Origin of the sequence: Pseudomonas sp. SK2 (assembly GCF_016772395.1) — a bacterium.
GTDB lineage: Bacteria > Pseudomonadota > Gammaproteobacteria > Pseudomonadales > Pseudomonadaceae > Aquipseudomonas > Aquipseudomonas taiwanensis.
This window is the reverse complement of record NZ_CP061944.1, coordinates 1614418-1628937: the sequence shown is the minus strand read 5'-3', so window position 1 is coordinate 1628937 and position 14520 is coordinate 1614418. Positions and strand designations below refer to the sequence as shown.

Sequence of the window (14520 nt, the reverse complement as noted above, 5' to 3'; positions counted from 1 at the left end):
GCTCCAGCTATGGCGCGATCGTCACTTGTGATTGCGCCGTTTGTCGCTGTTAAATTTGTTTACATTTCTGGAACGATAGTGCTCATGCCCGCCCAACTCAAACGCCGCCTGCTGGTCTTTCTCACCCTTGTCGCGCTCATCGCCCTCGCCTTCCTGGCTCACTGGTACTTCAAGGGTCGCTTCTTCGAAAGTACCGACAATGCCTATGTTCAAGGCGAGATCACCCGTATCTCCAGCCAGTTGGGCGCACGCATCGACGACGTGCGGGTTGCGGACAACCAGCACGTGAGCCAAGGAGAACTGCTGGTACGCCTGGAGGCCGCCGACTTCCAGCTGGCCGTGGAGCGTGCTCACGCGGCCCTGGCCACGCGCGAGGCCGAGCGCGCGCAGGCGGAAAGTCGCCTGACCCAGCAAGCCAGCCTGATTGCGGCCGGCCAGGCACAGGTTGCCGCGAACCAGGCTACCCTCGACCGTTCGCGCCTGGACTTGAACCGCGCCGAGGCGCTGCGCAAACCTGGGTTCGTCTCCGAGGAGCGCGTCACGACGCTGTCGGCGGAAAAGCACGTGGCCAGTTCTCAAGTCGACAAGGCCCGTGCCGACCTGCAAAGCCAGCGCCAGCAGGTAAACGCCTTGACCGCTGAGCTCAAGCGTCTCGATGCACAGATCGCCAACGCCCGTGCCGAACTGGCACAGGCTGAACTCAACCTGACCCGCTGTGAGATCCGCGCGCCGATCAGCGGCACCATCGGTCAGCGCAATGCGCGCAACGGCCAAGTAGTGCAAGCGGGTGCTTACCTGCTGTCCATCGTGCCGGACGAAGATATCTGGGTACAGGCCAACTTCAAGGAAACCCAGATTGGCCGCATGCAGCCGGGCCAACGTGTGGAGTTGCTGTTCGACAGTTACCCGGACACCCCGATCGAGGGTCGGGTCAATAGCCTGTTCGCGGCCTCTGGCGCGCAGTTCAGCCTGTTGCCGCCGGACAATGCCACCGGCAACTTCACCAAGGTGGTGCAGCGTATTCCGGTGAAGCTGACCTTTGCCCCCGACAATCCGCTTCACGGCCGCATTCGCCCCGGTATGTCGGTGACGGCAACCGTGGACCTTCGCCCCGAGCATGGCTCCCGCGATGGCCGGTGACACGCTGCTGAGACCGACGGCGGAGCCGACCCGACGCGACTGGATTGCCGTGATGAGCGTAATGCTAGGCGCGTTCATGGCGGTGCTGGATATCCAGATCACCAACTCCTCGCTCAAGGATATCCAAGGCGCGCTGTCGGCGACGCTGGAAGAAGGTTCATGGATTTCCACCTCCTACCTCGTGGCCGAGATCATCATGATTCCGCTCACGGCCTGGTTGGTGCAGTTGCTCTCAGCACGACGCCTGGCGGTCTGGGTATCGACGGGGTTCCTGTTGTCGTCGCTGCTCTGCTCGATGGCCTGGAACCTGGAGAGCATGATCGTGTTTCGCGCATTGCAGGGGTTCACCGGGGGGGCGTTGATTCCCCTGGCCTTCACCCTGACGCTGATCAAGCTGCCTGAACACCACCGTGCCAAGGGCATGGCGATGTTCGCCATGACCGCCACCTTCGCCCCGTCCATCGGCCCCACCTTGGGCGGCTGGCTGACGGAAAACTGGGGCTGGGAATACATCTTCTACATCAACATTCCGCCGGGCCTGTTGATGATTGCCGGCTTGCTGTATGGCCTGGAGAAGAAGGAGGCGCACTGGGAGCTGCTCAAAAGCACCGACTATGCCGGTATCGTCACCTTGGGGCTGGGCCTGGGCTGCCTGCAGGTATTCCTGGAGGAAGGCCACCGCAAGGACTGGCTGGAGTCGAGCCTGATCGTCGGACTGGGCACCACTGCCTTGATCAGCCTGATCGCATTCGTGATCTTGCAGTTCTCCAAGCCCCACCCGCTGATCAACCTGCGAATTCTGGGTAATCGCAATTTTGGCTTGTCGAGCATTGCCAGTCTGGGGATGGGGGTTGGGCTGTATGGTTCGATCTATCTGTTGCCGCTGTACCTGGCGCAGATCCAGGGCTACAACGCCTTGCAGATCGGCGAGGTGATCATGTGGATGGGTATTCCGCAGTTGTTTCTGATTCCGTTGGTGCCGCAATTGATGAAGGTGGTTTCGCCCAAAGTACTGTGTGCCTTGGGGTTCTGTCTGTTCGGCATCGCCAGCTTTGGTTCTGGGGTGCTCAATCCGGATTTTGCCGGGCCGCAGTTCAATCAGATCCAGGTTATTCGGGCGCTTGGACAGCCGATGATCATGGTCACCATTTCGCTGATCGCGACGGCTTACATCCTACCGCAGGATGCGGGGTCGGCTTCGAGCCTGTTCAATATTCTGCGTAACCTTGGGGGGGCGATTGGTATCGCCTTGCTGGCGACCTTGCTGGATGCGCGGAGCAAGGTGTATTTCGATTATCTGCGTGAGGCGCTGGTGCCGAGCAACCCGCAGGTGGCGGAGCGTCTTTCGCTTTTGGCCGAGAGGCTGGGGAGCGATAGCGCTGCGCTTGGCAAGTTAAGTGAGATTACCCATCAGCAGGCGTTGATCATGGCTTATAACGATGCGTTTCATTTTGTCGGGATTGGGTTGGCGGTGAGCATGGTGGCGGTATTGTTGACTAAGAAGTTGCCGGCGGGGTTGAAGGCAGGTGAGGCGCACTAAGATTGGTTTTCACAAATTCAAGTGCCGCAAACCCTTTTTTGCTTTTGCTTTTGCTCTTGCCCCTAGTGCGCGATAGTCCAGACACCACGAATCGCGACGTCAGGAGGCCGGAGTGAGGGAACCCCGGAGCGCAGCGTAGGGGCCGGATGATAGGAGCCAGACTTTTTTGGTTACTTTTTGGGGCGTCTGCCAAAAAGTGACCCGCTGTAAGAGCGGAAAGGTGATTGAGCGTCGCCTTGGCAAATGGATATGCTCATAAATCTAAATACCAAAACCTCAAACTTCAAACTTCAAAGCGAATACTTGGCGCTGGCATTCAAATCGCGTGAATATCCATTCGCCATGGAGGCGCTCATTCACCTTTTCGCCTTTACGGCGACCTACTTTTGCTCTTGGGCAAAAGTAGGCAAAAACCGCTGGCTCCTATCATCCGGCCCCTACGCTGCGCTTCGGGGTTCCCTCGCTACGGGCTTGCTCCCGGGAGGACCGCGCTGAACGGCCCATCCTGGGCCGCAGCGCTTGACGGGCATCCATGCCCGTCACCTCCCTCCGCAAGCCCTACGCTCGGCCTACTGACGTCGCAATTTGCAGCGTCTGGGATATCGCGCATTAAAAGCAAAAGCGGAGCATGAAATACCAAATCCGAACAACAACAGCTAAACCAGCCGCACATTCAACATTAAAACTATAAATTCGAGGCGGACTTTCTTTTGCTTCGCTTTGCTCTTGCTTCTAGCGCGCGGTAGTTCAGGCGCCACCTAATGCGACTTCAGGAGGCCGAGCGCAGGGCTTGCGCAGGGAGGTGACGGGCATGGATGCCCGTCAAGCGCTGCGGCCCAGGAGGGGCCGTTCAGCGCGGTCCTCCCGGAGCAAGCCCGGAGCGAGGGAACCCCGGAGCGCAGCGCAGGGGCCGGATGATAGGAGCCAGACTTTTTTGGTTACTTTTTGGGGCGTCTGCCAAAAAGTGACCCGCTGTAAGAGCGGAAAGGTGATTGAGCGTCACCTTGGCAAATGGATATGCTCACGTATCCAGAAACCAAAATTTCAAACTTCAAACTTCAAACTTCAAAGCACAGATTTAAGGGCGGCATTCAGATAGCGTGAATATCCATTCGCCATGGAGGCGCTCATTCACCTTTTCGCCTTTACGGCGACCTACTTTTGCTCTTGGGCAAAAGTAGGCAAAAACCGCTGGCTCCTATCATCCGGCCCCTACGCTTCGCTTCGGGGTTCCCTCGCTACGGGCTTGCTCCCGGGAGGACCGCGCTGAACGGCCCCTCCTGGGCCGCAGCGCTTGACGGGCATCCATGCCCGTCACCTCCCTCCGCAAGCCCTACGCTCGGCCTACTGACGTCGCAATTTGCAGCGTCTGGGATATCGCGCATGAAAAGCAAAAGCGGCGCATGAAATACCAAATCCGAACAACAACAACAACAACAACAACAACAACAACAACAGCTAAACCAGCCGCACATTAAATATTCAAACTACAAAATGCGAGACGGACTTTCTTTTGCTTCGCTTTGCTCTTGCTTCTAGCGCGCGGTAGTTCAGGCGCCACCTCATGCGACTTCAGGAGGCCGAGCGCAGGGCTTGCGCAGGGAGGTGACGGGCATGGATGCCCGTCAAGCGCTGCGGCCCAGGAGGGGCCGTTCAGCGCGGTCCTCCCGGAGCAAGCCCGGAGCGAGGGAACCCCGAAGCGAAGCGCAGGGGCCGGATGATAGGAGCCAGACTTTTTTGGTTACTTTTTGGGGCGTCTGCCAAAAAGTGACCCGCTGTAAGAGCGGAAAGGTGACTGAGCGTCACCTTGGCAAATGGATATGCTCACGCATCCAGAAACCAAAACCTCAAACTTCAAAGCACAGATTTAAGGGCGGCATTCAGATAGCGTGAATATCCATTCACCATGGAGGCGCTCATTCACCTTTTCGCCTTTACGGCGACCTACTTTTGCTCTTGGGCAAAAGTAGGCAAAAACCGCTGGCTCCTATCATCCGGCCCCTACGCTTCGCTTCGGGGTCCCCTCGCTACGGTCTTGCTCCCGGGTGGACCGCGCTGAACGGCCCCTCCTGGGCCGCAGCGCTTGACGGGCATCCATGCCCGTCACCTCCCTCCGCAAAACCTACGCTCGGCCTACTGACGTCGCAATTGGCAGCGCCTGAACTGCCGCGCACTAGAAGCAAAAACAGAGCAAAAGCAGAGCAAAAGCAGAGCAAAAGCAGAGCAAAAGCAGAGCAAAAACAACGCTGACTTGCGGGACTGGGCTTATCAGCTGGCTATCAAACGCTCACGAAGCTGAGTAATTTCATCCCTCAACTGCGCGGCAGCCTCAAACTCCAGATCCCTCGCAAACTGCATCATCTTCTCTTCCAACTGCTTGATGCGTTTGGTGATCTCCGCCGGCGTCCGCAATTCCGCCTCGTACCGAGCACTCTCCTCCGCCGCCTTGGCCATCCCCTTGCGCTTCTTGCTACGCGCACCCGGCACCGTAGCGCCTTCCATAATATCGGTGATGTCTTTGACCACCCCCTTGGGCACGATCCCATGCGCCTGGTTGAAGGCTATCTGCTTCTCCCGACGCCGCTCAGTCTCGTCGATGGCACGCTGCATCGACCCCGTCACCTGATCGGCATACAGAATCGCCCGGCCATTGAGGTTACGAGCCGCACGCCCGATGGTCTGAATCAATGAACGCTCGGAACGCAGGAATCCCTCCTTGTCAGCATCGAGAATCGCCACCAACGATACCTCCGGCATATCCAACCCCTCACGCAGCAGGTTGATGCCCACCAGCACGTCGAACGTACCCAGACGCAAGTCACGAATGATCTCCACCCGCTCGACGGTGTCGATGTCCGAGTGCAGGTAACGCACCCGCACATCATGGTCCGCCAGGTAATCGGTCAGGTCTTCAGCCATACGCTTGGTCAAGGTCGTCGCCAACACCCGCTCGCCAACGTCCACGCGCTTGCGGATCTCCGACAGCAAGTCGTCAACCTGAGTAAGCGCCGGACGTACCTCCACCTGCGGGTCGACCAGACCAGTCGGCCGTACCACCTGCTCGACCACACGCCCAGCATGCTCGGCTTCATAAGGGCCGGGCGTGGCCGAAACGAAAATGGTCTGCGGACTCACCGCCTCCCACTCATCGAACCGCATCGGCCGGTTGTCCAGCGCCGAGGGCAGACGGAAACCGTATTCGACCAGGGTTTCCTTACGGGAGCGGTCACCTTTGTACATGGCGCCCACCTGCGGCACGCTGACATGGGACTCGTCGATCACCAGCAAGGAATCTGGCGGCAGGTAGTCGTAAAGCGTGGGTGGCGGCGCGCCGGCCGGACGGCCGGAGAGATAACGCGAGTAGTTCTCGATGCCATTGCAGTAGCCAAGTTCGAGAATCATCTCCAAGTCGAAGCGGGTGCGCTGCTCGAGACGCTGTGCCTCCACCAGCTTGTTGGCCTTCTGCAGGTACTCAAGCCGGTCCTTTAGCTCCTCCTTGATGCCCTCCACCGCGTCCAACAGGGTTTCACGCGGGGTGACGTAGTGGCTCTTGGGGTAGAAGGTAAAACGCGGCAACTTACGGAAGACTTCGCCAGTCAACGGGTCAAAGGCGGCGATGTTCTCCACCTCGTCATCGAACAGCTCGATACGGATGGCTTCCAGGTCCGATTCGGCCGGGAAGATGTCGATCACATCCCCACGCACCCGGAACGTGGCACGGGCGAAATCCATTTCATTGCGGGTGTATTGCAGGTCGGCAAGACGCCGCAGCAGTGCACGCTGGTCGAGCTTGTCGCCACGGTCCACGTGAAGGACCATTTTCAGGTAAGTCTCGGGGCTGCCCAGACCGTAGATGCACGAGACGGTGGTCACGATGATCGCATCGCGCCGCTCCAACAGCGCCTTGGTCGCCGACAGGCGCATCTGCTCGATATGGTCGTTGATCGAGGCATCCTTCTCGATGAAGGTGTCCGACGACGGTACATAGGCCTCCGGCTGGTAGTAGTCGTAGTAGGAAACGAAATACTCCACCGCATTGTTCGGGAAGAACGCCTTGAACTCTCCGTACAACTGCGCAGCCAGGGTTTTGTTCGGCGCCAGCACCAGCGTCGGGCGCTGCACCTGCTGGATGACGTTAGCGATACTGAAGGTCTTGCCCGAACCGGTCACCCCAAGCAGCGTCTGGTGCGATAGCCCGGCCTCGATGCCCTCGACCATCTGACGAATGGCCTCGGGCTGGTCGCCGGCCGGCTGAAAACGGGTAACGAGCTGGAACTCGGACATGATAGGCCTCGCGCAACGCAGCAACTGTAAATTTAGCCAGTAGTCTATACCCAAATGTGGCCGCGTGGCGTCGGTTTCGCGACCCTGGAGTGGGCAACCCATAATGTGGACCGGGCATTTCGACCAATGGTCGAAAAATAATTGCCCAAATCGCCTGAAAAGCTGTGCCAGACTGTCGCAGTGACCGGCGGGTATCACTATACTGACTCCCCGTTTGTGCACCGCTTCAGTGCATTCGGCTGGAGCGTGTACGCCCTATCACACTCCATTCAGAGCCAAGGTAACAATGAGCCTGTTTTCCGCTGTCGAGCTGGCACCCCGCGACCCTATTCTGGGCCTCAACGAAGCATTCAACGCCGACCCACGTACCGACAAGGTCAATCTGGGCGTAGGCGTTTACTGCAATGAGGAAGGCCGCATCCCGCTGCTGCGCGCTGTGATCGAAGCCGAGACCCAGCGTGCCGCCCAGCACGCCTCCCGCGGCTACCTGCCGATCGACGGCATCGCGACTTACGACCAGGCCGTGCAAAAGCTCATCTTCGGCGCCGAATCGCCACTGCTGGCCGCCGGTCGCGTGGTCACCGTGCAGGCCGTTGGCGGTACCGGCGCTCTGAAGATTGGCGCCGACTTCCTCAAGCGCCTGTCGCCTGACGCCGTCGTCGCCATCAGCGACCCAAGCTGGGAAAACCACCGCGCCCTGTTCGAAAGCGCAGGTTTCCCGGTACAGAACTACCGCTATTACGATGCCCCGAGCAACGACGTCAACCGCGCCGGCATGCTCGAGGACCTGAAAAACCTGCCATCGGGCTCGATCGTTGTCCTGCACGCCTGCTGCCACAACCCGACGGGCGTCGACCTGAAACTCGAAGACTGGAAAAACGTCCTGGACGTGGTCAAGGCCAAGGGCCATGTACCGTTCCTCGACATGGCCTACCAGGGCTTTGGTGCCGGCATCGCCGAAGACGCCTTCGCCGTGCGCCTGTTCGCCGAGTCGGGCCTTGAGTTCTTCGTCTCCAGCTCGTTCTCCAAGTCGTTCTCGCTCTACGGCGAGCGTGTCGGCGCGCTGTCGATCGTCACCGGCTCCAAGGACGAGAGCACCCGCGTGCTGTCCCAGGTCAAACGCGTGATCCGCACCACCTACTCCAACCCGCCGACCCACGGCGCCACCATCGTCGCCACCGTGCTCAACAGCGCCGAGCTGCGTCAGATGTGGGAAGAAGAGCTGGCCGAGATGCGCGAGCGCATCCATGGCATGCGCAAGCAAATGGTCGAGCTGCTGGCCCAATACGGCGCCAAGCGTGACTTCAGCTTCGTGGGCCGCCAGGCGGGCATGTTCTCGTACTCGGGCCTGACCGTCGACCAGGTCAAGCGCCTGAAGGAAGAGTTCGGCATCTATGCGTTGGACACCGGCCGTATCGCCGTCGCCGCGCTGAACCAAAGCAACATTCACGTGGTTACAAAGGCCATCGTGGAAGTGCTGTAACTGCTTGATTTACCAAGGGGTAGCTTGACTTCCCCTTGGTAGCCGGTATCATACCCGCAGATTCCGCGATAGCTCAGTCGGTAGAGCAAATGACTGTTAATCATTGGGTCCCTGGTTCGAGTCCAGGTCGCGGAGCCAAACACTGAGAAAGCCTCCAGTTGCGCAAGCACTGGAGGCTTTTTCGTTTCTGCGCTCGTTACTTGCCCACTGGTTCGGTCACGGGCTTGCCCTCGTCCACCAGGCTCCACACCAGCAACTTGGCCGCTTGACCGCTGCTGGCATTGCGCGACACGCTGTGCACGGTGCCTGGAGCCTCGTACCAGTACTCGCCAGCCTTGTAGGTTTTCTCCGGCTCATCGTTGAGCTTCGAGACCACCGCCCCTTCCAGTACATAAGCCATCACCGCGCCCGGATGCTGATGTGCGGGCGACGCCTGCCCAGGCGCGTAGCTGACGGTGAGCATGACGGCTTTCTTGCCGGGAGCATTGGAGGGCCGTTTTTCCTGCAGCACCTTGACCTGGTCGACGGCTTCGCCATGCGCCCACGCGGACGTTTGGCCGGCGAGCAGGCCCGCGGCGATGAACAAGGCAATTGAAAGATGAGCGGGTTTCATGGGCGTCTCCTGATGGGTATTTGCCAGCAGGTTAGGCCCAGGCGTGCACGCGGCAAACGGCCAATTCAGAGGAAAACCAGGAGGCCGATCAGTCGCGGCCTAGACCGCCTCCTGCGGGAGCCGGCTTGCCGCCGATGAGCCCCAGGAAACGTCAGCCATTGAGCCCGATGGGATAGAACTCGCCGCGACTCCAGACCCCAAGCCACTCTTCGCCGTCGATGACACGTGGCACCGCCAGATCCACCAACTGATAAAACACATTGCGGTGAATCAGCGCCTCGAGGTTGCTGCGCATCAGCACGTACGGGGCAGGTTCTTGCGTAACCGGGTCTATCTCGACCCGCAGGGGATGCTCCGGGCCAGCTTCAGCCAGGTCATCGACATTACTGGTAAAGCGCAGCACCTGCTGCTCACCCGAACCTTCCACGTCCAGCGCCACGGCGACGAATGGCGCATCGTCGACGCGAATGCCGACCTTTTCCACCGGCGTTACTAGGAAGTAGTCATCGCCGTCGCGACGCATGATGGTGGAGAACAGCCGCACCATTGGCTTGCGCCCGATGGGCGTACCCAAGTAGTACCAAGTACCGTCACGGGCAATGCGCATGTCGATATCGCCACAGAAATCCGGGTTCCACAGATGCACGGGCGGCAATCCCTTGTGCTTGGGAATCTGCGCCAGAAGATCGTTGGCCTTGCCGGAATCCGTCATCACCCTGCCCTCACTCGCTCATACCCAGAAGGCTACGAGCGTACTCGCGCATTGGCGCAGCTAGCAAATCCTCCGGGGTGTTGTCGTGGAACGTCAACAAACCGCCACGGCTCTTGATGCGCACGGTATCGATCAAATACCGGCTGTTGGTTTCGATGAGCATCATCTGCACGACGCCAGTGTCCCACCCCAGACGGTCGACGGCTTGCTCGTCGTACCACTCGTCGCCATTGCCGATACGATCGTCGGTACGGGCGAAGCGGGTATACAGCACATAGTCGGCGCCCACCGAGCGCGCCTGCGCGATCGCTTCTTCCAGGCCCAGCGGCCCCTGGGCACGGCGTACCAGTGGGAAGTATTCGACGAAACTCTTGAACGCCTGTTCGGCCACCACGTTCTGCCGCGGCAATGGCCCCTTGCCGGGTGGCATGAATGCCCCCTGACCGATGAAGATGAACGAATCGGGTTGCAGCCGTATCGACAGCGAGCGGCGCGTGTCACTGTGGTCCAACAACCCGGCATCGCTCATGTGGTAACGGACGCCCTCGCCCATATCGCTGACATTCATGCAGCCGCCCAGCGCCATCAGCGCCAGCAGCAAGACCAGGCTACGCATCTTTCCTCCAATGGCCGGCGACGAAAAACCGGCGAATAGCCAGCGGATGCAGCTTTTGCGCCAGAGTCAGCCGCCAATCACCTTCATCACTGTCACGCCCCCGGAAAAAGCCAGTGCCTGCTTATCGGCCAGGGCCTTGACCAGCAATCGTTGCAGGGCAGGCAGCGCTTGGTGACGGGGCTGTTCCAGCAAGTCGCCGATAAAGTGACGGTTGCTGGAAGATAGGCAACCGTGCAGCCAACCGGTGGATGACAGGCGCAGCCGCGAACAACTCCGACAGAACGGCACGCTTTCGTTGGCGATCACACCAAAAACACCTTTACCCGGGATCTGGTAGCGCAGCGCGGTGGCATCCGTTGGCGCATCGACCGGGTGGTGGGCGTGCTCGCGACCGATCAGGTCGAGTAACTGCTCCAGGCCGACGAAATGCTGCAGGAAAGCATTGGGGTCTCGGGCCAGATGGCCCATGCGCATCAATTCGATGAAGCGCAATTCGAAGCCTCGCGCCAGGCAATAGTCAAGCAGCGGCAGGACTTGGTCCAGGTTCTGCCCGCGCATCGGCACCATGTTGACCTTGATCTGCATGCCCATCGCACTGGCCTGCTCCATGCCAGCCAACACGGTCGCCAAGTCGCCGCCGCGGGCAATGCGCCGGAACGCCTGTGGATCGAGAGTATCGAGGGATACGTTAAGGCGGCGAACGCCAGCTGCCTGCAACTGTGGCAACTTGCGCGCGAGCAACTGACCATTCGTGGTCAGCGTGATGTCTTCCAGACCGAGCCGGGCGACCGCCGCCAGGAATGCGTCCAGGCGAGGACTGATCAGTGGCTCACCGCCCGTTATGCGTAGACGCTCGATACCTGCGGCCTCGACCAAGTAGGCCACACCCCGCGCCAGTGCCTCTGCCGACAGTTCGTCCTGTGCCGCGACCAGACGCTTGCCGTCCGGTACGCAATACGTGCAGGCGTAGTTGCAGGCAGCCGTGAGGCTGACACGCAGGTTACGAAAACGCCTGCCTTGACGATCGACGATCATGAAAAACTCCGGCATGGATGAATCGGGGCTGGCAAAACCTGACTCATAAATCAGGTTTTTGCAAGCCCCTTGTTCCATGCCGGGCACAATTGAACGGAGCCGCTGCGCGCTCCTTCGCGGTTACCCCGCCTCACCGGGACAACGCCAATATCACGATCTGGCGCTGGACCTATGGACGGAAGGCTTCAGTTCGCGGTTTCCGGGTCGCGCTTGCGCTTGTTGCCCATGCGCACGCCTATATCCATCAGGAACTGGAAGAAGCCTTCCTGATCTTCCAGGACATTGCTCCAGAACGGCGAGTGATACAGGGCCACGGCGCCATGCACCAGCGCCCAGGCTGCACAGTAATGGAAATAGGGCGGCACGTCTTCGAGCTTGCCTTCGCTGATACGGCCCTTGATCAGCTGGGTCAGGCGGTCGAAGTTGGAGGCACGAATGCTGTGCAGCTGCTCGACCATTTCCGGCACCTGGTTACCCTTGACCACCTTTTCTTCCAGGCGGTCGAACAACCGGTAGCGCTGCGGGTCACGCATACGGAATTCGAAGTAGGCCCGTGACAGTGCTTCCTTGTCACGGTCCACATCGGCCGAATGCAACAACCCGTTCAAATCGCGCTCGTAATCGAGCATAAGGCGCAGGTAGATCTCCGCCTTGGATTTGAAGTGCTTGTAGATCGTGCCTTTGCCGATGCCCACGGCGTCGGCGATCATCTCGACGGTGACGCTGTCTTCACCTTGTTCGAGAAACAGCTTGAGCGCCGTGTCGAGGATTTCCTGTTCGCGACGGCGAAACTCACGGACCTTACGAGGTTCTTTCTGCATAGGAAGGACTGGATGACAATCGAAGCGGTTTATTATGCCTAACTGGCGGCAAATTGCACGGATCTTCCAACCATGTCTATGTTTCATGATGAGTTCGACCAGTCCCCGGGCTTGCGCTACCTGAACCATGCCGCGGTCGCCCCCTGGCCAAGACGCGCCAGCCACGCCGTAGCTCGCTTCGCCCAGGAGAACGTTGCGCAGGGCGCCAGCGACTATCCGGCCTGGCTCGCCACCGAGCGGCGCCTGCGCGAACGCCTGGCCCGCCTGCTCAACGCGCCCTCCCGAGGCGACATTGCCTTGGTGAAGAACACGTCGGAAGCGCTCTCGCTGGTTGCTTTCGGCCTCGACTGGCAACCCGGCGACCAGGTGGTGATCAGCGACGAGGAATTTCCCTCCAATCGCGTGGTGTGGGAAGCCTTGGCCGATCAAGGGGTCGAAGTGGTTCAGGTAAGCCTTGCAGGCGCCGACCCCGAAGCGGCACTGCTCAATGCTTGTGGCCGCCATACGCGTTTGCTGGCGATAAGCGCCGTGCAGTTCGGCAGCGGCCTGCGCCTGGACCTCGAGCGCCTTGGCGAAGGCTGCCAGGCGCGCCAGGTGCTGTTCTGCATCGATGCCATCCAACAGATCGGCGCCTTGCCCTTCGACGTGCAGGCGTACCAGTGCGATTTCGCCATGGCCGACGGCCACAAGTGGATGCTCGGCCCCGAAGGGCTTGGCGTGTTCTACTGCCGCGCCGCCTTGCGCCCGCAGCTGCGCCTCAATGCCTACGGATGGCACATGCTGGAACACCTGGGCGACTTCGAGCGCCGCCAGTGGCAACCGGCCCGCAGCGCCCGCCGCTTCGAATGCGGCAGCCCCAACATGCTGGGTGCTTGCGCGCTGGAGGCAAGCCTTTCGCTATTGGAAGACGTGGGAATGGAAAAAGTAGCGCGACTGCTCGGGCAACGGGTCGATCAGTTGTACCAGGGCCTCGCCGCCATACCCGGCGTCTGCCTGCATACGCCTGCGGCCTCGCAGAGACGGGCCGGCATCGTCACCATCAGCCTCAAGGGACGCCCCAGTACCGAGCTGTATCAGGCGCTGAGTGCCGAAAGGACGATCTGTGCCCTGCGCGGTGGCGGAGTGCGTTTTTCACCCCATTTCTACACCGATGAGCGCCTTATCGACGAGACTATCCAACAAGTACGGCGACTGGCCATGCGTTGAGGAAGGAATGGATCCCCGGCGTATTCCAAATCTGTTTAAAAAACGACCAACAGACACTGGCACTGCGCCAAACCTGACCAATACTTGAAGTGTTGGCGCGGCGCATCCCCCCCAAGTGGCGCGCCGATAAAGGTGCTCAGGGACCGCGTACCTTTGTTTTACTCCTAATGGTCTTAACCCGGATTCCCCCCCCAGAACCCGGGTTTTTTTTGCCCGTGCGCCGACCTCGGCCTCAGCGACCAACCGGTCTTGCGCGCTCAGGCTACGCGAGCCAAGGGGAACAAGCGCTTGAAGTTGGCGGTGGTCTGCTCGGCCAACTGGTCGAAGCTGACCCCGCGCAGCGATGCCACGTACTCAGCCACTTCTCGCACGTATTGCGGCAGGTTGGGTTTGCCCCGGTGCGGAATGGGCGCAAGGTACGGCGAGTCGGTCTCCACCAGCAAGCGGTCGACCGGCACCTGCCGGGCCACTTCGCGCAGGGCGTCGGCATTGCGGAACGTGACGATCCCGGACAGGGAGATGTAATAGCCCAGATCCAGCGCCGCCTTGGCCATGTCCCAGTCCTCGGTGAAGCAGTGCAGCACACCGGCCTGCGGTAGGTTTGCCTCGCGCAGCAACGCCAAGGTATCGGCCCGCGCTGCGCGGGTGTGCACGATCACCGGTTTGCCGGTCTGACGCGAGGCCTCCAGGTGCAGACGGAACGAGGCCTGCTGCAACTGCGCAGCTTCCGGCTCGTAGTGATAATCCAGCCCCGTCTCGCCAATGGCCACCACATGGGGGTGGGCCAGTTCGCGCAGCAACCACTCAAGCGCTGGGGTTTCGTCCGGCGCCAGGTCCAGCGGGTGCACGCCCACCGAACAATCGACATCGGCATACTGCTCGCTCAAGGCCTTGACCGCCCCGGCGTTCTCGGCACTGACACCAATGCACAGAAAATGCCCGACCCCACGTTCGCGGGCCGCCTGCAGGGCGGCATCGAGGGAGCCCTGATGGGCGCTCAGGTCAAGACGGTCGAGGTGGCAATGGGAATCTACAAGCATGGGAAGTAGGCACACATGGAAGAACGATTG

11 protein-coding genes and 1 tRNA gene are annotated in these 14520 nt (G+C 60.3%); 5 read left to right on the top strand and 7 right to left on the bottom strand.

The window, feature by feature from the left end:
* Positions 1-84 precede the first annotated feature (84 nt).
* Both IF103_RS07250 and IF103_RS07245 read left to right on the top strand, forming a co-directional pair.
* Positions 85-1140, top strand: a complete 1056-nt coding sequence (locus IF103_RS07250; RefSeq protein ID WP_023379428.1) for an HlyD family secretion protein — start codon at positions 85-87, stop codon at positions 1138-1140.
* Positions 1130-2680: an MDR family MFS transporter gene (locus IF103_RS07245; protein ID WP_023379427.1), complete on the top strand. Its 1551-nt coding sequence runs from the start codon at positions 1130-1132 to the stop codon at positions 2678-2680. Before IF103_RS07250 ends, IF103_RS07245 begins: the two co-directional genes overlap by 11 nt.
* A gap of 2268 nt (positions 2681-4948) precedes the next feature.
* Here the strand turns inward: IF103_RS07245 and uvrB are convergent.
* Positions 4949-6964 (bottom strand): excinuclease ABC subunit UvrB, encoded by a 2016-nt coding sequence (gene uvrB / locus IF103_RS07240; RefSeq protein ID WP_023379425.1) that lies wholly within the window; start codon positions 6962-6964, stop codon positions 4949-4951.
* Positions 6965-7250: 286 nt separating this feature from the next.
* On the opposite strand from uvrB, the gene IF103_RS07235 reads away from it, so the two are divergent.
* A complete protein-coding gene (locus tag IF103_RS07235; protein WP_202675986.1) occupies positions 7251-8447 on the top strand; it encodes an amino acid aminotransferase in 1197 nt (398 codons plus the stop codon).
* Between the two features lie 62 nt (positions 8448-8509).
* Positions 8510-8585, top strand: a tRNA-Asn gene (locus IF103_RS07230).
* Positions 8586-8643: 58 nt separating this feature from the next.
* On the opposite strand, the gene IF103_RS07225 is transcribed toward IF103_RS07230, so the two are convergent.
* The 5 genes from IF103_RS07225 to IF103_RS07205 all read right to left on the bottom strand — a co-directional run bounded on the left by IF103_RS07225 (position 8644) and on the right by IF103_RS07205 (position 12244).
* Positions 8644-9060: a cupin domain-containing protein gene (locus IF103_RS07225; RefSeq protein WP_023379423.1), complete on the bottom strand. Its 417-nt coding sequence runs from the start codon at positions 9058-9060 to the stop codon at positions 8644-8646.
* A 151-nt stretch (positions 9061-9211) separates the two neighbouring features.
* Positions 9212-9772 carry a DUF1285 domain-containing protein gene (locus IF103_RS07220; RefSeq protein ID WP_023379422.1) on the bottom strand — a complete coding sequence of 187 codons (561 nt, stop codon included), beginning with the start codon at positions 9770-9772 and terminating at the stop codon, positions 9212-9214.
* A gap of 10 nt (positions 9773-9782) precedes the next feature.
* On the bottom strand, positions 9783-10388 hold the full coding sequence (locus IF103_RS07215; protein WP_023379421.1) for a DUF4823 domain-containing protein: 606 nt from the start codon (positions 10386-10388) through the stop codon (positions 9783-9785).
* A 66-nt stretch (positions 10389-10454) separates the two neighbouring features.
* Positions 10455-11423, bottom strand: coding sequence for a GTP 3',8-cyclase MoaA (locus IF103_RS07210; RefSeq protein ID WP_104882380.1), 969 nt, complete (start codon positions 11421-11423; stop codon positions 10455-10457).
* Positions 11424-11608: 185 nt separating this feature from the next.
* Positions 11609-12244, bottom strand: coding sequence for a TetR/AcrR family transcriptional regulator (locus tag IF103_RS07205; protein WP_023379417.1), 636 nt, complete (start codon positions 12242-12244; stop codon positions 11609-11611).
* A gap of 72 nt (positions 12245-12316) precedes the next feature.
* Here IF103_RS07205 and IF103_RS07200 point away from each other — a divergent pair, with 72 nt between their 5' ends.
* On the top strand, positions 12317-13450 hold the full coding sequence (locus tag IF103_RS07200; RefSeq protein ID WP_027907752.1) for an aminotransferase class V-fold PLP-dependent enzyme: 1134 nt from the start codon (positions 12317-12319) through the stop codon (positions 13448-13450).
* Between the two features lie 257 nt (positions 13451-13707).
* On the opposite strand, the gene IF103_RS07195 is transcribed toward IF103_RS07200, so the two are convergent.
* Positions 13708-14490 carry a TatD family hydrolase gene (locus tag IF103_RS07195; protein ID WP_027907751.1) on the bottom strand — a complete coding sequence of 261 codons (783 nt, stop codon included), beginning with the start codon at positions 14488-14490 and terminating at the stop codon, positions 13708-13710.
* Positions 14491-14520 lie beyond the last annotated feature (30 nt).